Raw genomic sequence first — 21,811 nt, 5'->3', positions numbered from 1 at the left:
ATGAGCCAGACGATCCTTCTGTCCCCGCCCGACGTCGGGCCGCTCGAAGAGTCGTATCTGATCGAGGCGCTGCGCTCCGGATGGGTGGCGCCCGCCGGACCGGCTCTTCAGGCGTTCGAGCGCGAGGTTGCCGCACGGGTCGGCACCGACGGCGCGGTGGCGGTCAGCTCCGGCACCGCAGCCCTGCACCTGGCCCTGCTCGGGGTCGGCGTCGGCCCCGGAGACGTGGTCATCGTGCCTACCCTGACCTTCATCGCCACCGCCAACGCGGTCCGCTACATCGGTGCGCGCCCGGTCTTCGTGGACTGCGACCCGCAGACGGGCAACGTGGACGTCCACCTCGTGGCCGACCTGCTGAAGCGGCTGCGGTCGCGCGGCGAACGGGTTGGCGCGGTCGTCCCCGTCGACATGTTCGGAAGCTGTGCCGACTACACGGAGCTGGCGCCGCTCTGCGCGGAGGCGGGCGTCCCGCTGGTGGAGGACGCCGCGGAGGCCCTCGGCGCCAGCCACCGGGGCCGGCCCGCCGGCTCCTTCGGCCGCGTCGGGGCGCTCTCGTTCAACGGCAACAAGATCATGACCACGTCCGGCGGCGGGATGCTCGTCTCCGACGATGGGGAGCTGCTCGCCCGCGCCCGCCACCTTGCCACACAGGCACGCGAGCCGATGCTGCACTACGAACACCGGGAGATCGGCTACAACTACCGACTGAGCAATCTGCTGGCGGCGCTCGGCCGCGCCCAACTGATCCGGCTGGATGGGATGATCACCCGTCGCCGACACCTCCGCGACCGCTACGCGAAGCTGTTCGCCCCGGTGCCGGGCGTACGGCTGCTCGGCGTGGAGGACACCGAGTCGAACTGCTGGCTCAGCGTAATCGTCGTCGAGGAGCAGCGGTCCGGCTGGCGAGCCGCAGACCTGGCGGACTACCTGGCGCAGCGGGGCATCGAGACCCGGCCGGTCTGGAAACCCATGCACCTGCAGCCGGTGCACGCCGGGGCCGAAAGTCTGCTCACCGGCACCGCCGAACGGCTCTTCGCCGAGGGACTCACCCTGCCCAGCGGCAGCGCGCTCACCGAGTCGCAGGTCACGACCGTACTGGCCACCATCGACGAGTTCCTTGTCGGGGGAGGATCGGCGGCGTGACGGTGGCGCTCGTGGTGGTGGGTTGCGGCGGACACGGCCGAGAGGTGGCCACCATCGCCCGGGCGGTGGACGAGGCGTCCGGGGGCTCGCTGTGGCGGCTGCTGGGGGTCGTCGACGATCAGCCTGCCGAGGACAACCTGAAGCGGTTGCAGCGGCTCGACGTGCCGTACCTGGGCGGCGTGGACTGGCTGCGCGACGCGCCACCGGATGTCCACCACGTCATCGGCATCGGCGATCCCCGGATCCGGCGCGCGGTCGCCCGCCGGGTCGACGGGTACGGCACACCCGCCGCGAGCCTCGTCCACCCGGACGCCACGATCGGCCCCGACACCTGCCATGGACCGGGCTTCGTTGCCTTTCCGGGCGCCCGCGTCACGACGAACGTGACCATCGGCCGGCACGTGCACCTCAACCAGAACACCACCGTCGGCCACGACAGCGTGCTCGCGGACTACGTGTCGGTGAACCCGCTCGCCGCCGTCTCCGGCGACTGCCACCTGGCGGAAGGTGTGCTGGTCGGCACCACAGCCGCCGTGCTGCAGGGGCTGCGGGTCGGGCGGGACAGCATCGTCGGCGCCGGCGCGTGTGTGGTGCGGGACGTGCCCGACGAGGTCGTTGTCAAGGGTGTGCCGGCGCGCTGAGCGCACTGTCGAGAACCGGACGTTCGACACCGTAAAGGTGAAAATGCCCAAAAGCACGATCTGGGCGGGTAACAAGGACGATGAGCACAAAGCTCCTTCTGCCGTGCGGCGGAAGCGGTCGGGAGACGGGACAGGGAGCCACCACATGCCGCAGGAAACAGCGAGCAGCGACCGCACGTACCAGCGATGGCGACGCGCGAGAGCCCGGCGCCGGACGGCGGCGTTCCTCACCACCGACACCACGGCCTGGGTGGGGGGCTTCGTCGCGGCGGTCTGGAGCCGGTACGAGTTCGAGCTGCCTCCCGGCCAGTTCAGCCGGGCCGCGATCATCGGCGTGGGCGCCGCCGTCATGTACGTGGCCGTCGCCTCGCTGCGGCGCCTCTACTCGGGTCGGCACCCGTTGGGCAGCCTCCAGGAGGTGCAGGGCGTCGCGGGCACCACCATCACGACGGCCGGGATCGTCCTGCTCGGCCTGCTGCCCTCGGGCGACCGGCCGGTGCCGGCGAGCACCCCGGTGGTGGGCGGCGCGCTGGCCCTGCTGTTCATGCTCGGCGCGCGGTTCGCGTACCGGCACCGGCGCGACCTCGCCATGCGGCCGGACGTCCGCTCCTCGACCCCGGTGCTGCTGTTCGGGATGGGGGACGCCGGCCAGGGCCTGCTGCGCGCCATGCTCAGCGACCCACGCGGCCGCTATCTGCCCGTCGGCGCCCTCGACGACGACCCGGACAAGCGCGACCTGCGCGTCGACGGGGTACGGGTGCTCGGTGGTCGGGGCGACATCGCGGCGGCGGTACGGCGGACCGGCGCCAACACGGTGATCTTCTCGGTGGCGAACGCCGACGCCGCGCTCATCCGCGAGATCCGTGAGGCCACCCTCCGGACGGGCGCGGCGTTCAAGGTGCTGCCTCCGGTGCGGGACCTGGTCGACCACCAGATCACCGTCCGGGACGTCCGCGACGTGCAGATCAGCGACCTGCTCGGACGCCGCCAGGTCGTCGGCGACCTGCCGCTGGCGACCAACAGCCTGACGGGACGGCGGATCCTCGTCACCGGTGCCGGCGGCTCGATCGGCTCGGAGCTGTGCCGCCAGGTGATGAAGGCCGACCCGGGCGAGCTCATGATGCTGGACCGCGACGAGTCCGCCCTGCACAGCCTGCAGATGTCGCTGTCCGGTCGGGCCCTGTTGGACGGCCCGGAACTGATCCTCGCCGACCTGCGTGACGACGAGGGCATCCGGCGGATCATCCAGGAACGGCAGCCGGAGATCATCTTCCACGCCGCGGCGCTCAAGCACCTCACGCTGCTCCAGCGGCACCCCGGCGAGGCGGTCAAGACCAACGTCTGGGGCACGCTGTCGGTGCTGGACGCCTGCCAGGACGTGGCGAAGTTCGTCAACATCTCCACCGACAAGGCGGCCGACCCGATCAGCGTGCTCGGCTACTCGAAGCGCATCACCGAGCGGCTCACCGCGCACGCCGCGTCCCGGTTCCCGGGGGCCTTCCTCAGCGTCCGCTTCGGGAACGTGTTGAGCAGCCGGGGCTCCGTGGTGACGGCCTTCCAGCGTCAGATCGAGGCCGGCAAGCCGCTGACCGTCACCCACCCGGACGTGACGCGTTACCTGATGACCGTCCAGGAGGCCGTGCACCTCGTGCTTCAGGCCGCCGAGATCGGGCGCGACGGGGAGGCGCTGGTGCTCGACATGGGCGAGCCGGTCCGCATCGCCGACCTGGCCCGCCAGATGGCGGAGCAGTCGTCCAGCTCGGTGCCGATCGTCTACACGGGGCTGCGACCCGGCGAGAAGCTGCACGAGGACCTGCTCGGCACGGGCGAGGTGGACACCCGGCCGTTCCACCCGCTGGTGTCGCACGTGGCCGTGCCCGCGCTGGACCCGATGGAGGTCAGCGGGCTCGACCCGTACGCCGAGCCGGCGAAGGTGGTCGAACAGCTCGCGCTGCTCTGCGCCCAGCCCGTGGGCCCGATCGTCGACGGTCCGGTCGGCGTGCCGCTGTCGTCGCACTGACCGGACCCGCTCCTACGAGGGGGCCGGCGACCGCGTCTGCGGTCGCCGGCCTCCTCGCCTCTCTCAGCGGCGGATGCCCGCCCAGTCGTGGTGCCGGCGGACGGTGGAGAGGATGAAGTCGACCACGCGGCGGGACGTGTCGGTGACCTGGTAGTCGACCGGGCAGGGCACGCCGGCCGCGGCCACCTGGTCGACGGTCACCTGCACAGCCTCCACCACGCCGGCCGGGTCGAGGCCGGTCATGATGATGCCGCCGGCGTCCAGCGCCTCGGGTCGTTCGATCGACTCCCGCAGGGTGACCGCGGGAAAGCCGAGGATGGCCGCCTCCTCGCTGATGGTTCCGCTGTCCGACAGCGTGCAGAACGCCTGCGTCTGCAGGTGCACGTAGTCGACGAGGCCGAACGGCTCGTGGAAGGCGATGCCCTCCAACGCCGCGGCGTCCGGAGCGAGCGCCTCGAGACGCTTGCGGGTGCGTGGGTGCGTCGAGACCAGCACCGGGAACCCCCAGCGTTCGTGGACCGCGCGCAGGCAGTCCAGCAGCTGCCGCAGCCGTGCGGGCTGGTCCACGTTCTCCTCGCGGTGCGCGCTGACCACGAAGTAGCGGCCCCGGTCGAGTTCGAGCTGGCGGAGGATCGTCGAGGCGCCGATGTCGGCGCGGTAGTGCTCCAGCACCTCCCGCATGGGCGAGCCGGTGTGCAGGATCCGTCGCGGGTGCAGTCCCTCGGCGATCAGGTTGCGCCGGGCGTGCTCGGTGTAGACGAGGTTGAAGTCGGAGACGTGGTCGACCAGCCGGCGGTTGGTCTCCTCCGGCACGTTCAGGTCGAAGCACCGGTTGCCGGCCTCCATGTGGTAGACCGGCACCCGCATCCGGCGGGCCATCAGGGCCGCGATGCAGCTGTTGGTGTCGCCGAGCACCAGCAGGCCGTCCGGCCGGTGTTCGGCGATCGCGGCCTCGACGCCGACGAGCACACCGCCCAGCACCCGGCCCAGCGAGGACGTGTCGACCCGCAGAAAGCGGTCCGGCTCGCGCAGCCGCAGCTCCTTGAAGAACACGTCCGACAGCGTGGTGTCCCAGTTCTGCCCGGTGTGGACGAGCAGGTGGTCCACGGTGTCGTCGAGCCGGGCGATCACCCGGGAGAGCCTGATGATCTCGGGCCGGGTGCCGACCACCGTCATGATCCGGGTCATGCGCGTCCTTTCTCCGCTGCCGGCACCACCGGTCGGCACCGCCGGTCGTTGAACCAACGAATTCACATTGCACGGAGACACGGCGGTCTACACCAGAACGAGCTGAATCGGCAATTCTGCCAGCATTATGGCTGTTCACGATAGTAGAGGACCATATCAGCGGTATCGTCCGCTTGACGAGAACCGCTAGCTCCCTGACCACCATCGGGGAGGACCAGGAGCAGATGTGACTTCCTCACTTTCAGGCCGGCGTTTCCTGATCACCGGTGGGACGGGTTCCTTCGGGCAGACAATGGTGGCCCGTCTGCTGAATTCCGGTGCCGAAGAGGTACGTGTTCTCAGCCGCGACGAGTCCAAGCAGGACGCGATGCGGCACCGGCTCCGCGACGACCGGGTCCGTTACTACGTCGGCGACGTGCGGGACTACGACACCACGGTCAAGGCGAGCCGGGACGTCGAATTCGTCTTCCACGCCGCCGCCCTCAAGCAGGTGCCCTCCTGTGAGTTCTTTCCGCTCGAAGCGGTCCGTACGAACGTGTTGGGCAGCGCCAACGTGGTCAACGCGTGCGAGCGCAACGGCGTCGAGGCCCTGGTCCTGCTGAGCACCGACAAGGCGGTCTATCCGGTCAACGCCATGGGGATGACCAAGGCCCTCATGGAAAAGGTGGCCCAGGCCCACTCCCGTAACAATCCGGCGGCACGCACCCGCGTCTGCTGCGTCCGCTACGGCAACGTCATGTATTCGCGTGGCTCGGTCATTCCGCTGTTCATCGAGCAGATCCGGGCGGGGATCCCGCTGACCGTCACCGACCCGGGCATGACACGGTTCCTCATGTCGCTCGACCAGTCGGTCGAACTCGTCGAGCACGCCTTCCACCACGGCCAGCCGGGCGACGTCTTCATCCGCAAGGCGGACGCCTGCACCATCGGCGACCTCGCGACCGCCCTGTGCAACCTGTTCGGCGTGCCCGCGAAGTTCAACGTCCTGGGCATCCGGCACGGTGAGAAGCCGTACGAGACGTTGGCCAGCCGGGAGGATCTCGCCCGGGCCGTGGACTTCGGCCAGTTCCTGCGCGTTCCGGTGGACAGCCGCGACCTGAACTACTCGCTCTACTTCGAAGAGGGCGACGTCGACCGGGAGCCGCACGCCGACTACCACTCGCACAACACCCGCCGGCTCGACGTACCGGAGATCATGGAGCTGCTGCGCTCCCTGCCGGAGATCCGGGCGCAGCTCGACGAGCTCGCGCAGCCGGCCGCGCTCGCCCGAGGGTGAACGGTCGGATGGAACGACCGGTGGGAGACCGGCCGGAGCGGGTGGCCCTGGTCAGCCAGTGGTTCCCGCCCGAGCCGGCCGGGATCGCGCTCGGTATCACGCGGTCGCTGCGCGCTCAGCACTTCGACGTGGACGTGCTCACCGGCGTGCCCAACTACCCCACGGGCCGCGTGCACGACGGCTACAGCGCACGCCGCCGACGGGTGGAGCACCGGGACGGGTTGCGCGTCCTCCGCACGCCGCTCTACCCGAGCCACGACCACTCGACGCTCGGGCGCGCCGCCAACTACCTGAGCTGGGCGGCGTCCTCGTCGCTCCTCGGCCAGTCGGCGCTGCGCGACGCGGACGTGGCCCTCGTCTACGCTTCGCCGGCCACCGCGGCCGCCGCGGCCATGACGGCCCGGCTGCGCCGGCGGATCCCGTACGTGCTGATGGTGATGGACCTGTGGCCGGACTCCGTGTTTGCCACCGGCTTCCTCACCGGCGGGCTGACCCGCCGGCTGGCCGAGGCCGCACTCGGCCGGTTCACCGACCAGACGTACCGGTGGGCGGACCACGTCACAGTCCCCTCCCCCGGGCTGCGCGAGGCCGTCGTGGCACGCGGCGTCCCTGCGGAAAAGGTGTCGGTCGTCTACAACTGGACCGACGAGAAGGTGATGCAGCCGACCGAGCCGGACCCGGACTTCCGCCGACGCCTCGGTTTGGACGCCGGCGACTTCGTCCTCATGTACGGCGGCAACCACGGCGCGGCCCAGCGGCTCGACGTGGCGGTCGACGCCATGGACCGGCTCCGTGACCTACCGGACGTCCACCTGGTCCTGGTCGGCGACGGCGTCGACAAGCGGGCGCTGCGGACGCGCGCCGCCGAGCTGCGGCTGCGTTCCGTCCACTTCCTCGACCCGATCGAGCAGCAGCGGATGGCGGCCGCCATGGCCGCGGCGGACCTGCACCTGATCTCTCTGGCCGACGAGCCGCTGTTCCGCGTCACCCTGCCGGGAAAGGTCCAGGCGATCCTCGCGTGCGGCCAACCCGTCCTCACCTGCGCCCCGGGGGACGCCGCCCGGATCGTCCTCGAGGCGGGCGCCGGCTTCGCGGCGCCGCCGGAGAACCCGGCCGCGCTGGCCGACACCGTTCGCGCGGCGTACGGCACACCGCGCTCCCGGCTGCGCGCCATGGGACAGGCGGGTCGCGAGCACTACCTCACGCACATGAGCGAAGCGATCAACGCACAACTGTTGGCCGATCTGCTGTCCCGTGCCGCACGGCGGCGCGCCGGATCGTGCCGCCACGAGGAGAGACGATGAGCCGACGGGTACTGGTGCTCGGTGTGACCGGCATGCTCGGTCACACCCTGCTGCGCGAGCTGGCTCAGGCCACCGAACTGGACGTGCACGGCACGGCCCGGACCGGGGGCCGTCTCGCGGAGCTCTTTCCAGCCCCACTCCTCGATCGCATCACGACCGGGGTCGCCGCGTCCGACCTCGACCGGATCCGTGAGCTGCTGCGCGACCGGCGCCCCGACGTGGTGATCAACTGCATCGGCGTCATCAAGCAGCTACCGGCCGTCCAGGACGCGGTGCACACGGTGTCGATCAACGCGCTGTTCCCGCACCTGCTCGCGCGGGTGTGCGCCGAGCACGGCGTCCGGTTGATCCACGTGAGCACCGACTGCGTCTTCTCGGGCGACCGGGGAAGCTACGTGGAGACCGACCTGCCCGATCCGCCCGACCTGTACGGCCGGTCGAAGCTGCTCGGCGAGGTGGCTGGGGCGAGCGCACTGACGCTGCGCACCTCGATCGTCGGTCACGAGTTGACCTCCAACCGGTCGCTCCTGGACTGGTTCCTGTCCCAGACGACGCTGGTCCGCGGGCACACCAAGGCGATCTACAGCGGCGTGACCACGGTCGAGTTCGCCCGGCTGCTCAGGACGGTGGTCCTACCCCGCGAGGACCTCGTGGGGCTCTACCACGTGGCCGCCACCGCGATCTCGAAGTACGAGCTGCTCCGCCTGGTCGCGAGCGTCTACGGCTGGCAGGGTGATCTGATCCCGCACGACGGGTTCGTCTGCGACCGGTCCATGTCGGGTGAGGCCCTCGCCCAGGCCACCGGCTACCGGCCACCGCCGTGGCCGGAGATGGTGCGCCAGTTGCACGAGGCGCGAAGCCGCTGGGCTCTCGCGGGCCTCGCGGCCTGCTGAACTGCCGGACGTCGCACGCGGGCGCCGGTGGGCGACCGGGAGGACGTCCGGCGCGGTCGGTCAGGACGCCCCGCGCCGTCGGTCAGGACACCGCCATGGCGGGGACGAGCGAGCCCGCCTCCACCGGCTCGGCGTACGTGTCCGGCGAGGCCGGGTCGAACAGCTCGTTGGTCCAGAAGAGGGTGAGGAGTTCACCCGCGCCCACGTTGACGATGTTGTGCACCCACATCGTGGGCATGTCGACGACCACGGGTTCGTCGCCCGAGACCGGGAACCGCACGACGTCGCGGTGACCGACCCGGCGGAGGCAGATCTCCCCGGAGCCGCTGAGCACGCAGAACCGTTCCACCTTCGCCAGGTGGAAGTGTTCCCCCCGGACCACTCCCGGGTGGCTGGTCGAGCAGAACGTCTGCCCGGCGCTGCCATGCGCCTTCACCGTCTCCACCAGCTCCCCACGAGCGTCGGACCGGCGCGAGAGTGGCATCGGGTAATGAGCGGGGAAGCAGTGGGACCGGTAGGTGTTGAACAGCCGGACCGCGTGGCGATCGGGCAGCGGCGGGATTTCCCCGGTGCGGTAGATGGCGGCGAACGTGGCCAGGCGATCGGCGAGGTCGCGGAGGCCGATCCGCAACTCCGGCATCCGGCCGTCCCACGATCCGCTCGTCGGGGCGTCGAGCAGGTGCGCCGCGGCGTCGGTCACATGGACCAGGCTCAGCTGCCGATCCTCGTGGATCTCCGGCCGCCCCTGCTCGGCGAGGATGCGGCAGAACGTCGCGACCACGGAGTTGTAGTGCGGGCGGCCGTGCTCGCCGTACAGGTTGGTGAGCCGCACGTCCCGCAGGTCGTCGCACGCCTCGGCCAGCAGAGCCGCCGCCATCGCCTTCGAGTCACCGTACGGGGTTCCGTTGCCGGCCTGGATCGAGTTGGCGTAGACGACCGTGCCGGGCGGCGCGAGGCAGCGCCGGAGCCCTTCGGCGAGCGCGGCGGCCGCGTCGACGTTTCCGGAGGAGACCTCCGCCGGCTCCCCACGGTTGACACCCGCGAGGTGCAGGACCCGGTCGATCCCCTCCAGCCTGACGGCCACCGCGTCGGCGTCGCGCATCTCCGACCGAGTCAGGAGGACGGGTTCCGGCCACCCGAGCGCCTTGACGAGGACCCGCACGTGCCAGCCCAGGAAACCGTCGGCTCCGGTGAGCGCGACCCTCACCGCGTCGCACCCCGACCGGGTTGGCAGGTTCGTGGCGTCGATTCACGGGCACCCTCCGCCCGAACGCTGGGTCCGGCGGTCAAGAACTGCATCAGATTCTCCCGTTTCGTTGCCTGCGACGGTGCGGGGCCGATTCCGGGACGGAATCGTTGCCACAACAGGCCAACGAAGATGCGGCGGCCGAAGAAACGGTGGCGCCGCTTATCGCGGGAGAACCGATCGATGTTTTAACCATCGTTCGAATATCGCCCCCGGCTGCGAGAAATTTGATAGAACATCTGGCATCCGTGTTTGTTTGCCGCTGCCGCGGTTGGCATCCCACTTCCCCCTGCCGCCCGACGCCAACCCTGCCCGGAACCGTCTATAGCGAAGAATTCTCTTTCCGAATGAGGGACGTCAGGATGCTGGAACGTAGAGCGCCGCAGGCCATCGCGGTGGGTGTGGGGGGCGTCCTCGCTGTCGGTGCCGGATACGCGGCGACGAAGCCGATCGTCGCCGCCCTGGTCCTCGCTCTCGCGGTGGTGCTCTGCTGTCTGCGGCCACTCGACGGATGGCAGCGACTGTTCGCCGCCACGATCACACTGCTGCTCTGCGCCGTGTCCAACATCGGCGTGCTCATCGAGACCAGCTACCACCTGCGCTACGTCGCACTGGGCGCACTGGTGCTGTGGACGTTCGCGAGACCTGCCCGTGACACCGCGAAATCACCGCTCTCGACCCCCCTGCGGATGCTGGTCGGCGGGCTGTGGGCCGCGGCGGTGCTCGCCGCCCTGAGCGCCGTCTGGTCCGTCGACCCGGTGCGCACCCTCGCGCAGGCGGGAGCGTTGGCGCTGTTGGTCGGGCTGGTGCACGGGGTCGTGCGGCACCGGTGGCAGAGCCCACAACGCGTCGCGAAGGACCTGGGCGTCGCGTACCTGCTGCTCAGCGGTTCGATCGTGGCGAGTCTCGGTTACTGGCTGGCGGGCGGCGCCAACGCGCTGTCGTTCGGCGACCGCTTCCAGGGCCTCTACGCCAACCCGAACATGCTGAGCATCGTGTGCGCCATGGCGGTGCCGCTCGGCTGGGTGGTGTACCGCCGGTCCGGCAAACTGTGGCATCTCCTCGGCGTCGCGCCGGCGATCGTCGCCCTCGTGATGTCCGAGTCACGGACCGCCCTGCTCGCCCTGCTGATCGGTGCGGCCTGGGTAGTCGCCCGGCACGGCCTCCCCGCCCTCGCCCGGCTCGCGGTGGCCGCCGTCGCCGGCGTGGCCCTGATCTACCTCTTCAACGCGGGCGACGTCCTCCTCAACTCCGAATGGATGAGCGGGCTCGTCGCCCGGTTCACCGGCAACGAGGGCGGCGACGTCTCCAACGGGCGTACGGCCACCTGGCAGGCGACGCTCGCGCTCTGGGAGGTCCGTCCCTCACTCGGGTACGGCTATTCCGCGGGCTCGTCGCTGTTCGAGCAGACACGGGACACCGGCTTCTTCGACGTCAGCGTGAACCTGGTGCACAACAGCTACCTGCAGTGGCTGCTGGAACTCGGCGTCGCGGGCGGCGCCGTGCTCCTGGTGGTGGTCGCCGCCTGCCTGCTGGCCGTGGCCGGGGCGCCGGTACGGGGAATCAACTCTGGCCTGGTCTGGATGGTCCTCAGCGGCCTGTTGATCCAGCTGACCGAGTCCACGATGTTCGGCACCGGCCAGCCCTACCCGTACCTCTTCTGGCTCGGGGCGGCGGCCGCCCTCTGCCAGCCCGGCTCGGTGTCTCGCGGCGCCCGTCACCGCGACGGCCTCCGCCACGCCGTCCGGCGGGACTTCGCCACCCACGGCATGCCGGGACGGCATCGCAGCTCCCCGGTCGGCGACCCCCGGTTCGCCCCCCAGCGGCGCGTCCCAGTGGCGGCGGGTCGACAGGCGCCCTGAGGGCACGACACAGCGGCGGGGTGAGCAGACCACCTGCTCACCCCGCCGCTCTCTGCGCTCAGCCCAGGAACTCGCTGACCACGGACCGCCAGGCCCGGTGGTCGAACGACTCGCGGGCGCGCGCCCGCCCGGCGGCGCTCATCCGCCACCAGTCGTCGTCGCCGAGGCGCAACGCCCGCTCGATGCCCCGCCGCACGTCCTCGGCCCGGTAGCCGTCGAGCACGATGCCCTCCACACCGTCCCGCACGTAGCGGGCCAGGTCGCTGGTGTGGTTGAGCAGGACCGGGCAGCCGGCGGCGAGGCTCTCGGGCACCTTCGACGGAAAGCCGTAGGCGGCGTAGCCGCCGGTGGGCCGGACGAGGACCGAGAAGTGCGATTCGCCGAGCAGGGCGTGCACGCGCTCCCGGGGAACCCGGCCGAGGAACGTCACCCGGGCGGCGATCCTGTCGAGCACCGACACGTCCAGATCGGACAGGGCCGTCGCGTCGTCCCGGGTGATACCGGCGATCGTCACGCTGACCCGCTCCTGCTGTGCGGCCGGGAGCTGGGCGAGGCCGCGCAGCACGACGTCCAGCATGTCCTTGCGGCCGGGCGTTCCCGCGTAGAGCAGGCGCAAGCCATCGGAGATCGGCGGCGCCTTCGACTCGCCGAACTCCTTGCAGTCGACCTGCGGCGGCACGACCACGACGGACAGGCCACGGGACACGAAGTGGTCGGCGAGCCTCGTGGACACCGCGGTGGCCCGGCCGACCAGGCGGGTGGCCAGGAACGTGGACCACCGGTGCCGGACGAAGTACGGCGTGAGCCAGCCTCGCCGGAACTGCCGGGAGTCGTGCCGCTCGGAGGCGTCGACCACGACCGGGCAACGCAGCACGAGCCGGAACAGCAGCCACGTCTGCAGGGTCATCATCGCCATCGGCAGGCACACCACGGAGATGTCCCCGCGGCGGAGGCCCGCCCGGCGCATCGCGCGCAGCACGCGCGCCGGGCGGGCCAACCGCGCCAGCGCCCTCGTCAGGTGGTTGCGACCGCGGGTCCGCAGCGTGATCAGGTCGATCCCGTCGACCACCGGGTCGCCGGGGACCGAGCCGTCGGGTGGCCAGTCGTTGACGACGAGGGTCCGGGTGTCCGCGGGCGCCGCCGATCGGGCCAGTTGCAGCAGGCGGTTCGACGTGGCGTCACCGTGCGGAAAGCGGTAGGCGCCCACCAGCAGTGGGCGGGGGCGGGCCGGCGCGCCGGCGTGGCGGTCGGCGCCGCGGACGACTGTGGTTTCTGCACGCATCCTTGTCTACCGATCCGAGCCGACGTAGGTCCGGCTCTCGTTTCGGGCGGGAACGTCCGCCGCCGGTTGCCGGCGAGCCGGCTGGCGGCGGTACAGGGCCAGATGCACCTCGGCTGCGGCATCGAGCGAGAAGATGCTGCGCGCGAAGCGCTCCGTCGCCTCGGCCCGGTCGAGGCCGGCCCGGTCCTCCACGGCCCGCCGCACGGCCTCCGCCCACCGCGCCGCCGGCGCCTCGGTGTCGACGATGACGACGCCGGGCAGGTGCTCGCTGATGTAGCGCACCCCCGGGAGGTCGGCCGCGACCGTGGGAACACCCAACGCGACCGGTTCGAGCACCGAGCCGGGCAGTCCCTCGAGGAGGGACGGGTGCACGACCACGTCGGCCTGGCTCAGGAGACCGCCGACGTCGTCTCGCGGACCGAACAGGTGCACGCGGTCCGGGACGCCCGCCTCGGCCGCCGCCGCGCGCACCCGCGCGTCGTCCGCCGGGTCGGACGGGCCGACGAGCACCGCGTGGGCGGGGATCCCCCGGTCGCGCAACTCCGCCACGATCGGGGGCAGCAGCCAGCGCCGCTTCTCGGGCGAGGCGCGTCCGACGGTCAGGCAGAGCAGCTCGCCCGGCGCGGCGCCGACCGCCACTCGCAGGTCGATCTCGGACGGTCGGCGCAACCGGTCGAGGTCCAGCCCGTTGAGCACCACCCGGCAGCGCGGGTCCGCCTCCCACGACGGGCGGTACCCGAAGGTGAGGGCGCTCGGCGAGACGCCCAGGATGTCGGTCGCGGAAGCCTGCAGCAGGCGGCCCAGGACCCATCGCTGCGCCCGCCGCCGGGCGCCGCGGTGCTGGTTGTCGTCGCTGCGGAAGTGCGCGACCCGGGTGGGCACGCCGGCGAGCGCGGCCAGCGCGAGCAGCGCGCCGGAGAAGTTGGCGCAATCGGCGTGCAGCACGTCCGGCCGCAGGTCCCGCAGCAGCCGCAGGAAACGCCCCGGAAGGCGGGCGTCCAAGGGCACGGGCCGGACCGTGCCGCCGTACCGGCGCACGGCGGCGGCCAACGGCCCGGGACCGATCCGGTCGCTCAGGGTCACGAAGTGCGGCTCCACGCCGGCGGCCGCGAGTCGCGGCAGCAGGTCCACGATGCGCAGCTCGGTGCCGCCGAAGTTCAGCTCGCCCACCACCCGGAGCAGCCGGCAGGGGCGGGCCGGTGGCCCCGGGTCGACCCCCGTGGCCGGGTCGGTCGTCGGCGGGCACGCGTCATGGGACATTGGAGCCTCCCAGGCTCGGGTCGGTTCGGATCGTTCAACGGGCGGCCGCAGCGTCCCGCTCCCCCGCGGCGGGTGGGCCGACGACACGGTCGGGAAGCCCGAGCAGCCACCGGAAGTAGCCGTTGCGCTCGAACGCGTCCGGCTCCGGCACGATCGGCTCACCGATGCGCTCCAGGGCGGCTGCGAGGCTCGACACGTCCCCCAGCCGGTACGGCGTCAGCGCCCCGGCCGCGATCTCGCGGGCCTGGTCGGTGTCCGGGGCCAGCACGGGTAGGCCGTACACCCGCGCCTCGGCGAGCGGGTAGCCGAACGACTCCAGGACGCACGGGAAGAACACGGCGCTGGCTGTCCGCCAGTACGCGGCCAGGTCGTGGTGCGGAAGCCGGCCCAGGGTCCGCAGGCGCGGGTGGTGGGCCACCTCGTCCGGCAGTTCCCGCCGGTAGACGGTCATCAGCACGTCGGCGGGCCCGCCGAGCAGGTCCAGCGCCGCGAGCAGGACGCGCAGCTCGGACACGACGTTCTTGAACGGCGACGGGACCACCGGCACCAGGATCGACACCCGCTCGGTGGGAAGGCGGGGACCGACCGGGCTCACGGGGTTCGCGCGGACCTGGACGCGGTCGCGCACCGACGGCACCAGCTCGCGTACCCGCTCGGCCATGGCCGCGCAGGGGACGCCCACGAAGTCCGCCCGGCGCAGCAGGCCGCGGACCACGGGGATCTGGGCCCGTAACGTACGCGGGAGAGCGGCCAGCAGGTGCTCCTCGGCCGGCCGGAGGAAGTGCAGGGCGTTGTGGACGAGTACCCGCCGGTGGGTGCCCTTCCAGGCGAAGGAGGCGTTGTTCGTGGCGACGGCCACGGGCGTCCGTTGGGCAGGCAGTTCCCGGCGCAGCAGCCAGGAGGGCGTGAGCTGCCGGTCGCGGCCGATGACCGTCACCGGCAGCGACCGCCCGGCTAGAAAGGCGTCGAGTTCCACCTTGAGTCGTCCGGCCCCGCCACCGCTGCCTCCGGCGGCGTCGACCAGTACCCGCGACTGAGTCATCGTGCGCTCCCCTGCTGTCGTCCCTGCCGTCGGCCGCACCCGGCCGGCGGCACCGTCATGCCTTCGACCGGCTCAGCCGGCCCGTCCGGGCCTCCGCGGGCGTTGCGTCCCCGCCGCGGCGGTGTCGCGGCTGCCTGCGCCCGGAGAGGCCGATCGACCTGCGGTAGCCGACGACGGCCGCCGGCATGAGGGTCAGCAGGTACGCGACGCAGCCCGCGGCAGGCAGGCCCACCAGCCCGAACCGGCGCGCCCACCAGACCTTGAGCGCGGTCGAGGCGACCAGGAACGCCGACCAGCCGGCGAACTGCGTCCGCAGCATGCCGATGCTGTTCTGCACCAGGAACAGCGGCGATGCCAGCGCCAGCAGCACGGACCAGCCGGCGAACCAGGCCAGCAGCGCGACCGACACGAGGGATTCGTCGACCCCGCCCACCCAGAGCCGCAGCAGGGGCTGGCCCCACACGACCAGGGCGAGGCCGGCGGCGCCCACGGCCGCGCCGTACAGGACCACCATCCGGGCGGTGGTGCGGCGTACCCACTCCACCTCGCCGCGGGCGAGCGCCTCTCCGTTGGCCGGCCAGAGGGCCATGCCGACCAGCGTGATGAAGACGCCGAGCACCCCGAAGAGCTTCGCGACGACCGCGTACTGCGCCGCGGCGGCCACGCCCAGCACGTGCGCCACGAGTGGGTTGTCGAGGTTGAGCGCGATCGAGGACATGATCGACAGCGCGAAGAACTGCAGGCCCAGGCGGAGCAGCCCGGCAGCGGCCCCCCGCTCGACGAGCGCCGCCCGCGGCCGCGACGCCCGATCCTGCCGGCCGAAGTAGACGAGGGTGTTGAGCAGGTTCATCAGCGGCACGGTCAGCACCGCGCACGCGATGACCAGAAGGTAGCTCCGCCCCGCGGCGATCGCGCCGAGCACCGCGGCCGTGGAGACGGCGGCGCCCACGGCCTGCCAGATGTTGCTCTGCACCACCTGGCGCTGCGCGTACTGGATGCGCTGGATCAGAGAGAGCGGCACGTTGACCGCGAACGAGGCGAAGCAGAGCAGCACCACCCAGGGCGCGTCGCGGGCCAGGCCCGGGTCGTCGACGCCGAACACGGTCGCCCACGGCACCAGGGGCACCAGCAGCACGAGCGCGGCGAGCAGGACCGCCGCGACGAGCCCGAGGGTCGCGTACGCGCTGGTGATGTCCCGTGCCGCGCGGGCTCGGTCGTCCCCGTTCCGGCTCAGGCGGGTGAGCAGCCCGTTGCCGAGGCCGAGGTCGGCGAACCAGGCCATGCCGGTGAGAGCGGTGACGGCGGTCCACAGCCCGAACCGCTGCTCCCCGAGGTACCGGAAGGTCGCCGGGGTGATGACCAGGGGCGCGGCCATCGCCACGCCCTTGCCGACGAGGGAGGAGAGGATGCCGGAGGCGAGCGCCCGATTCCGCCTGGCCGCCGCGGTCGGTCCCGGCGGTGGGGCGGCGGGATCGGGACCGGGCGCCTGCGGCGTCGCCGCCGGGCTGCCCTCGTCCGACACGGCGACGGCGGGTCGGCCCGCTCCGGAACCGGTCGCCGTCATGTGGCAGCGTCACTCCGCAGGCCGGCCCGGCCGATCATCCACTCGACGGTCGCCCGCAGGCCGTCCCGCCGTGCCACGGGCGTGACGTCGGGGAAAAGGTCCCGCAGGACCCTGTTGTCGGCCATCGAGTGGGGGACGTCCCCGGGGCGGGGCGGGCCGTACTCCCGCGCGACGGGGCGGCCCAGCACCTCCTCCAGCTCGGCGAGCACCTCCAGCAGGCTTGCCCGCGTTCCGAAGGCCAGGTTCACCGCGTGCGGGTGGTGCACCCCGCGCCGCACCGCGTCGAGGATCACGGCGCAGACCGTCTCCACGTAGGTGAAGTCGCGGGACTGGGTGCCGTCGCCGTGCAGGAGCACCGGTTCGTCCCGCAGCGCCGCGTGCACGAACCGGGGGATCACCGCGGCGTAGGCGTGGTCGTGCCGCTGTCGCGGGCCGAACACGTTGAAGAAGCGGAAGGCGAGCGTCGGCAGCTGGAAGGCCGTCTGGTACGCGAGCGCGTAGCTCTCACCGGCGAGCTTGCTGGCCGCGTAGGGGCTCATCGGCCTCGTCCAGGTCAGCTCCTCCTTCGGCAGCGCGGGGTTCATGCCGTAGACGGACGACGAGGACGCCACCACGACGTGCCCCACACCGTGCCGGCGCGCCGCCTCGAGCACGGCGAGTGTGCCGCTCGCGTTCGCGTGGTGGGAGGCGACCGGGTCCCGCAGCGACCGGGGCACGCTGGGCAGGGCGGCGAGGTGGACCACCGCCTCCCGTCCGGCCATCGCGGCGTCCAGCGCCTGCGAATCCAGCACCGAACCGCCGACGAACTCGACGTCCGTCCCGTCGAGGTTGCCCCGGACGCCGGTGGACAGGTCGTCGATCACCGCCACTTCCTTGATCGCCGGGTCCGCCAGCGCGGCGTGGACCAGGTTGGAGCCGATGAAGCCGGCTCCGCCGGTGATCAGGACGCGCATCGAGAACTCCCCCGCTCAGGTGTCGACCACACGTTCATCGGATGAGCGGGGCGTGCCGTAACGGCACCTTCGTCCCTTTTTTGCGTCCCGACCTCCCGGACCGGGCCGGTCGCCTCGGAGCCGGGCCGTGGCCCGGCCGAAATGCCGCGCGCACCTGTCCGTACGTCCGGCCCGTCCGCCCGGGATGTGGTGAGCTGTACCCATGGATCGCGTCCTGCTCGGGCTGGTGCTGCACCCGACGCGGGACGCCTCCGAGATCGTCGGGATCATCGCCGAGTGGGCGGCGCGGCACGGCAAGGGCCTCGCCATCCGCTGCGAGGACCGGCACCGCGTCCCCGCGAGCGTCGAGGCGTTCCCCGAGGACGAGCTGGTGGAGCGGGTGACCGCGCTCATCAGCATCGGCGGGGACGGCACGATGCTCGGCGCGCTGCGGTCGGCGGTCGGCAACCCCAAGCCGGTGCTTGGCGTCCACCTGGGCCGGCTCGGGTTCCTCGTGGAGGTGGAGCCGCCGGACCTGCCGGCGGCGCTGGACCGGCTCACGAGGAAGGACTTCACCGTCGAGGCGCACAGCTGCCTGGTCTGCGACGTGTGCGGGGACGACGTGGTGGCGTTCAACGACATCGCGCTGGTCCGCATGCCCGGCCACGGGTTCGCCAACGCCACCCTCGCCGTGGACGGCCAGCGCTACGGCTACTACCGCTGCGACGCCGTGGTGGTCAGTACGCCGACCGGCTCGACCGCGTACAGCTACGCGGCCGGCGGGCCGCTGGTCTCCCCCGCCAGCCAGGCCGTGGTCGTCACCCCCTCGGCGCCGATGGCCGGCATCAGCCGCTCGGTGGTGCTCTCCCCGGAGGAGAAGATCCGGCTGGAGCTGACGCCCGAGTCCGGGCCGGTGGCCGTCGAGGTGGACGGCCAGGTCTTCCGGGAGGCGTCCACGGAGGGGGCCGTGGACATCAGCTTCCGCCGCGCGGCGGGGCTGGTGGTGCGGCTGGACCCGCGCCGCTACCAGGAGCGCAACCAGCTCAAGCTCAGCCTCATGGACCTGCCGCTGCTGCCCGAGCAGCTCCGTGAGCTGCTTCCGGACGGGCTCCGGGAGCAACTGCACCGTCGCGAGCTGCCCCCGCCCCGCTGATCGCGTTGGCCCGGGACCGGCGCCGGGAGGCCGCGGAAGCCTCAGGCCTGCGCGAGCACCTCGGTGACCAGGTCCTTCGCCTCCTGCTGGATGCGGGCCAGGTGGTCCGGGCCCTGGAACGACTCGGCGTAGATCTTGTAGACGTCCTCCGTGCCGGAGGGGCGGGCCGCGAACCAGCCCGAGTCGGTGGTGACCTTCAGGCCGCCGATCGGGGCGCCGTTGCCGGGAGCCGTGGTGAGGGTCGCCGTGATCGGCTCGCCGGCCAGCTCGGTGGCCGTCACCTGCTCCGGGGAGAGCTTGCCGAGCACGGCCTTCTCCTCCCGCGTCGCCGGGGCGTCGATCCGGGCGTACGCGGGCGCGCCGAACCGCTCGGCCAGCTCCGTCCAGTGCTCGCTCGGGCTCCGGCCCGTGGTGGCGATGATCTCCGAGGCGAGCAGGCAGAGCAGGATGCCGTCCTTGTCGGTGGTCCAGGTCCGCCCGTCGCGGCGCAGGAAGGACGCGCCTGCGCTCTCCTCGCCGCCGAAGCCGACCGCACCGTCGAGCAGGCCGGGCACGAACCACTTGAAGCCGACGGGCACCTCCAGCAGCGGCCGGCCGAGGTCGGCGGCGACCCGGTCGATCATCGACGAGGAGACGAGGGTCTTGCCGACGGCGGCGTCCGGCCCCCACTCGGATCGGGTGCGGAAGAGGTGGCCGATCGCCACGGTGAGGTAGTGGTTCGGGTTCATGAGCCCGCCGTCCGGGGTGACGATGCCGTGCCGGTCGGCGTCGGCGTCGTTGCCGGTGGACACCTGGTAGTCGGCGCGGGCGGCGATCAGCGACGCCATGGCGTTCGGCGAGGAGCAGTCCATCCGGATCTTGCCGTCGCCGTCGAGGGTCATGAACCGCCAGGTCGGGTCGACGGTCGGGTTGACGACGGTGAGGTCGAGGCGGTGCCGCTCGGCGATCTCGCCCCAGTAGGCCACGCTCGCCCCACCCAGCGGGTCGGCGCCGATGCGGACGCCGGCGGCGCGGACCGCGTCGATGTCGATGGCCGAGGGCAGGTCGTCGACGTAGCTCGCGAGGAAGTCGTACGTCCCCGTGGTGTCGGCCGCGCGCGCCCGGGCGTACGGGATGCGCTTCACCTCGGCGAGCCCGCCCGCGAGGATGGCGTTGGCCCGGTCCTGGATCCAGCGGGTGACGTCGGTGTCGGCCGGCCCGCCGTGGGTCGGGTTGTACTTGAACCCGCCGTCGTCGGGCGGGTTGTGCGACGGGGTGATGACGATGCCGTCGGCGAGGCCGCCGGTGCGCCCCCGGTTGTGGGTGAGGATGGCGTGCGACAGCGCCGGGGTGGGCGTGTAGCCGTCCCGGCTGTCGACGAGCACGGTGACCTCGTTGGCGGCGAGCACCTCGAGCGCGTCGACCGCGGCCGGCGTGGACAGCGCGTGGGTGTCCCGGCCCAGGAAGAGCGGGCCGTCGATGCCCTGCTCCCGCCGGTAGTCGCAGAGCGCCTGGGTGACCGCGAGGATGTGGTCGGAGTTGAAGGCCCGGCGCAGGCTCGACCCCCGGTGGCCGGACGTGCCGAAGGAGACCTGCTGTGCCGGGTCCTGCGGGTCCGGGTGCTCGGCGTAGTAGGCGGTCACCAGTCGGGGCACGTCGACCAGGTCGGCGGGCTCTGCGGGCCGGCCGGCACGGGGGTGGGTCACTGCGGCAACCTCCTCGCGGATGGGGCGGACGCCACATTCTTCCCGGCCGCGGGCCGGACCATGCGTGCGGGGACGGACGTCACGGCTCGACCCGCTGGCCCTTGCCGATCACCACGATGCCGTTGTCGGACACGGTGTAGCGCTGCCGGTCCTTCTCGAGGTCAACGCCGATCTCGGCGCCCTCGGGGACGAAGACGTTCTTGTCGAGGATGGCCCGGCGGACCACGGCGTGCCGGCCGATCTCCACGCCCTCCATGAGCACGGCGCCGTCGACGTGCGCCCACGAGTGCACCTTGACCTTCGGCGACACGACGGAGTTCTCGACGAGCGAGCCGGAGATCACGGCCCCGGGCGAGACCATCGAGCCGACCGCCCGGCCGACCCGCTCGCCCCACTGGTGCACGAACTTGGCGGGCGGGTAGGGCGGCTGCTCGGTGTAGATGGGCCAGTCGAAGTTGTAGAGGTTGAACACCGGGTGCACGTTGATCAGGTCCATGTGGGCGTCGTAGAACGAGTCCAGCGTTCCCACGTCGCGCCAGTAGCCGCGGTCGCGGTCGGTGCTGCCGGGCACCTCGTTGCGCCTGAAGTCGTAGACGTTGGCCTCGCCCCGCTCGACGAGCATGGGGATGATGCTGCCGCCCATGTCGTGCTTGCTGGTCTTGTCCTCCGCGTCGCGCTCCACCGCCTCGCAGAGCGCCCTGGTGGTGAAGACGTAGTTGCCCATCGAGGCGTAGATCTCGTCGGGGGCGTCGGGCAGGCCGACCGCGTCGGTGGGCTTCTCGCGGAACGCCCGGATGCGGCGGCCGTCCTCGCCCACCTCGATGACGCCGAACTGGTCGGCCATCGACAGCGGCTGCCGGATGCCGGCCACCGTCACGCCCGCGCCGGAGGCGATGTGGTCCTCGACCATCTGCCGGGGGTCCATCCGGTAGATGTGGTCGGCGCCGAAGACGATCACGTAGTCGGGTTGCTCGTCGTTGATCAGGTTGAAGCTCTGGTAGATGGCGTCGGCGGAGCCGGCGAACCACCACGGGCCGCGGCGCTGCTGGGCCGGCACCGGCGTGACGTAGTTGCCGAGCAGCGTCGACATCCGCCAGGTCTTGGTGACGTGCCGGTCCAGCGAGTGGGACTTGTACTGGGTCAGCACCACGATCTTGAGGTAGCCGGCGTTGGCCAGGTTGGAGAGGACGAAATCGACCATGCGGTACATCCCGCCGAACGGGACGGCCGGCTTGGCCCGGTCCGCGGTCAGCGGCATCAGGCGCTTGCCCTCTCCGCCGGCCAGGACGATCGCGAGCACCTTGGCAGCCATGGTCAGAC

General features: G+C 71.9%; 17 protein-coding genes. 8 read left to right on the top strand and 9 right to left on the bottom strand.

All coding sequences use genetic code 11. From position 1 onward, the window contains the following. The 3 genes from ACSNOA_RS12085 (at window position 1) to ACSNOA_RS12075 (ending at window position 3,804) form a co-directional block, all read left to right on the top strand. A complete protein-coding gene (locus tag ACSNOA_RS12085; protein ID WP_436658067.1) occupies window positions 1-1,143 on the top strand; it encodes a DegT/DnrJ/EryC1/StrS family aminotransferase in 1,143 nt (380 codons plus the stop codon). Next, window positions 1,140-1,784 carry a NeuD/PglB/VioB family sugar acetyltransferase gene (locus tag ACSNOA_RS12080; RefSeq protein WP_436658066.1) on the top strand — a complete coding sequence of 215 codons (645 nt, stop codon included), beginning with the start codon at window positions 1,140-1,142 and terminating at the stop codon, window positions 1,782-1,784. The genes ACSNOA_RS12085 and ACSNOA_RS12080 overlap by 4 nt, the downstream gene beginning before the upstream one ends. A 145-nt stretch (window positions 1,785-1,929) precedes the next feature. Further along, complete coding sequence (locus ACSNOA_RS12075) at window positions 1,930-3,804, top strand: polysaccharide biosynthesis protein (protein ID WP_436658065.1); 1,875 nt, start codon at window positions 1,930-1,932, stop codon at window positions 3,802-3,804. 63 nt (window positions 3,805-3,867) lie between these two features. Here the strand turns inward: ACSNOA_RS12075 and wecB are convergent, their stop codons facing one another. Continuing rightward, a complete protein-coding gene (gene wecB / locus ACSNOA_RS12070; RefSeq protein ID WP_436658064.1) occupies window positions 3,868-4,992 on the bottom strand; it encodes a non-hydrolyzing UDP-N-acetylglucosamine 2-epimerase in 1,125 nt (374 codons plus the stop codon). A 226-nt stretch (window positions 4,993-5,218) separates the two neighbouring features. Here wecB and ACSNOA_RS12065 point away from each other — a divergent pair, with 226 nt between their 5' ends. Genes ACSNOA_RS12065 through ACSNOA_RS12055 form a run of 3 tightly spaced genes read left to right on the top strand, consistent with a single transcriptional unit; the run spans window position 5,219 to window position 8,465 of the window. Further along, window positions 5,219-6,268, top strand: coding sequence for a polysaccharide biosynthesis protein (locus ACSNOA_RS12065; RefSeq protein WP_436658063.1), 1,050 nt, complete (start codon window positions 5,219-5,221; stop codon window positions 6,266-6,268). A gap of 8 nt (window positions 6,269-6,276) precedes the next feature. Next, window positions 6,277-7,572, top strand: a complete 1,296-nt coding sequence (locus ACSNOA_RS12060; protein ID WP_436658062.1) for a glycosyltransferase family 4 protein — start codon at window positions 6,277-6,279, stop codon at window positions 7,570-7,572. Continuing rightward, window positions 7,569-8,465, top strand: a complete 897-nt coding sequence (locus tag ACSNOA_RS12055; RefSeq protein ID WP_436658061.1) for a dTDP-4-dehydrorhamnose reductase family protein — start codon at window positions 7,569-7,571, stop codon at window positions 8,463-8,465. Before ACSNOA_RS12060 ends, ACSNOA_RS12055 begins: the two co-directional genes overlap by 4 nt. Window positions 8,466-8,547: 82 nt before the next feature. Here ACSNOA_RS12055 and ACSNOA_RS12050 read toward each other — a convergent pair whose 3' ends face one another. Next, entirely contained in the window at window positions 8,548-9,672 is a 1,125-nt protein-coding gene (locus ACSNOA_RS12050) for a polysaccharide biosynthesis C-terminal domain-containing protein (protein ID WP_436658060.1), read from the bottom strand. Window positions 9,673-10,073: 401 nt separating this feature from the next. Here ACSNOA_RS12050 and ACSNOA_RS12045 point away from each other — a divergent pair, with 401 nt between their 5' ends. Beyond that, window positions 10,074-11,573, top strand: coding sequence for an O-antigen ligase family protein (locus ACSNOA_RS12045; protein WP_436658058.1), 1,500 nt, complete (start codon window positions 10,074-10,076; stop codon window positions 11,571-11,573). A gap of 58 nt (window positions 11,574-11,631) precedes the next feature. Here the strand turns inward: ACSNOA_RS12045 and ACSNOA_RS12040 are convergent, their stop codons facing one another. From ACSNOA_RS12040 to ACSNOA_RS12020, 5 genes are read right to left on the bottom strand one after another with little or no spacing between them, the layout of a single operon-like run. Next, complete coding sequence (locus ACSNOA_RS12040) at window positions 11,632-12,855, bottom strand: glycosyltransferase (RefSeq protein WP_436658057.1); 1,224 nt, start codon at window positions 12,853-12,855, stop codon at window positions 11,632-11,634. A 6-nt stretch (window positions 12,856-12,861) separates the two neighbouring features. Continuing rightward, window positions 12,862-14,115 (bottom strand): glycosyltransferase family 4 protein, encoded by a 1,254-nt coding sequence (locus ACSNOA_RS12035; RefSeq protein ID WP_436658056.1) that lies wholly within the window; start codon window positions 14,113-14,115, stop codon window positions 12,862-12,864. A 34-nt stretch (window positions 14,116-14,149) separates the two neighbouring features. Beyond that, window positions 14,150-15,157 carry a glycosyltransferase gene (locus ACSNOA_RS12030; RefSeq protein ID WP_436658055.1) on the bottom strand — a complete coding sequence of 336 codons (1,008 nt, stop codon included), beginning with the start codon at window positions 15,155-15,157 and terminating at the stop codon, window positions 14,150-14,152. A 55-nt stretch (window positions 15,158-15,212) separates the two neighbouring features. Beyond that, the gene (locus ACSNOA_RS12025) at window positions 15,213-16,721 is read right to left on the bottom strand and encodes a lipopolysaccharide biosynthesis protein (RefSeq protein ID WP_436658054.1); all 1,509 of its coding nucleotides are present in this window, start codon (window positions 16,719-16,721) and stop codon (window positions 15,213-15,215) included. Continuing rightward, window positions 16,718-17,674 carry an NAD-dependent epimerase/dehydratase family protein gene (locus ACSNOA_RS12020; RefSeq protein WP_436658053.1) on the bottom strand — a complete coding sequence of 319 codons (957 nt, stop codon included), beginning with the start codon at window positions 17,672-17,674 and terminating at the stop codon, window positions 16,718-16,720. The genes ACSNOA_RS12025 and ACSNOA_RS12020 overlap by 4 nt, the downstream gene beginning before the upstream one ends. Window positions 17,675-17,876: 202 nt before the next feature. Here ACSNOA_RS12020 and ACSNOA_RS12015 point away from each other — a divergent pair, with 202 nt between their 5' ends. After that, complete coding sequence (locus ACSNOA_RS12015; RefSeq protein ID WP_436658052.1) at window positions 17,877-18,806, top strand: NAD(+)/NADH kinase; 930 nt, start codon at window positions 17,877-17,879, stop codon at window positions 18,804-18,806. 41 nt (window positions 18,807-18,847) lie between these two features. On the opposite strand, the gene pgm is transcribed toward ACSNOA_RS12015, so the two are convergent. Continuing rightward, window positions 18,848-20,491, bottom strand: a complete 1,644-nt coding sequence (gene pgm, locus ACSNOA_RS12010) for a phosphoglucomutase (alpha-D-glucose-1,6-bisphosphate-dependent) (protein WP_436658051.1) — start codon at window positions 20,489-20,491, stop codon at window positions 18,848-18,850. A 79-nt stretch (window positions 20,492-20,570) separates the two neighbouring features. Beyond that, the gene (gene glgC / locus ACSNOA_RS12005) at window positions 20,571-21,803 is read right to left on the bottom strand and encodes a glucose-1-phosphate adenylyltransferase (protein ID WP_436658050.1); all 1,233 of its coding nucleotides are present in this window, start codon (window positions 21,801-21,803) and stop codon (window positions 20,571-20,573) included. Between the last annotated feature and the right edge of the window lie 8 nt (window positions 21,804-21,811).

Source organism: Micromonospora sp. URMC 103 (assembly GCF_051386435.1).
Lineage (GTDB): Bacteria > Actinomycetota > Actinomycetes > Mycobacteriales > Micromonosporaceae > Micromonospora.
This window is presented reverse-complemented; position numbering and strand designations above follow the sequence as displayed.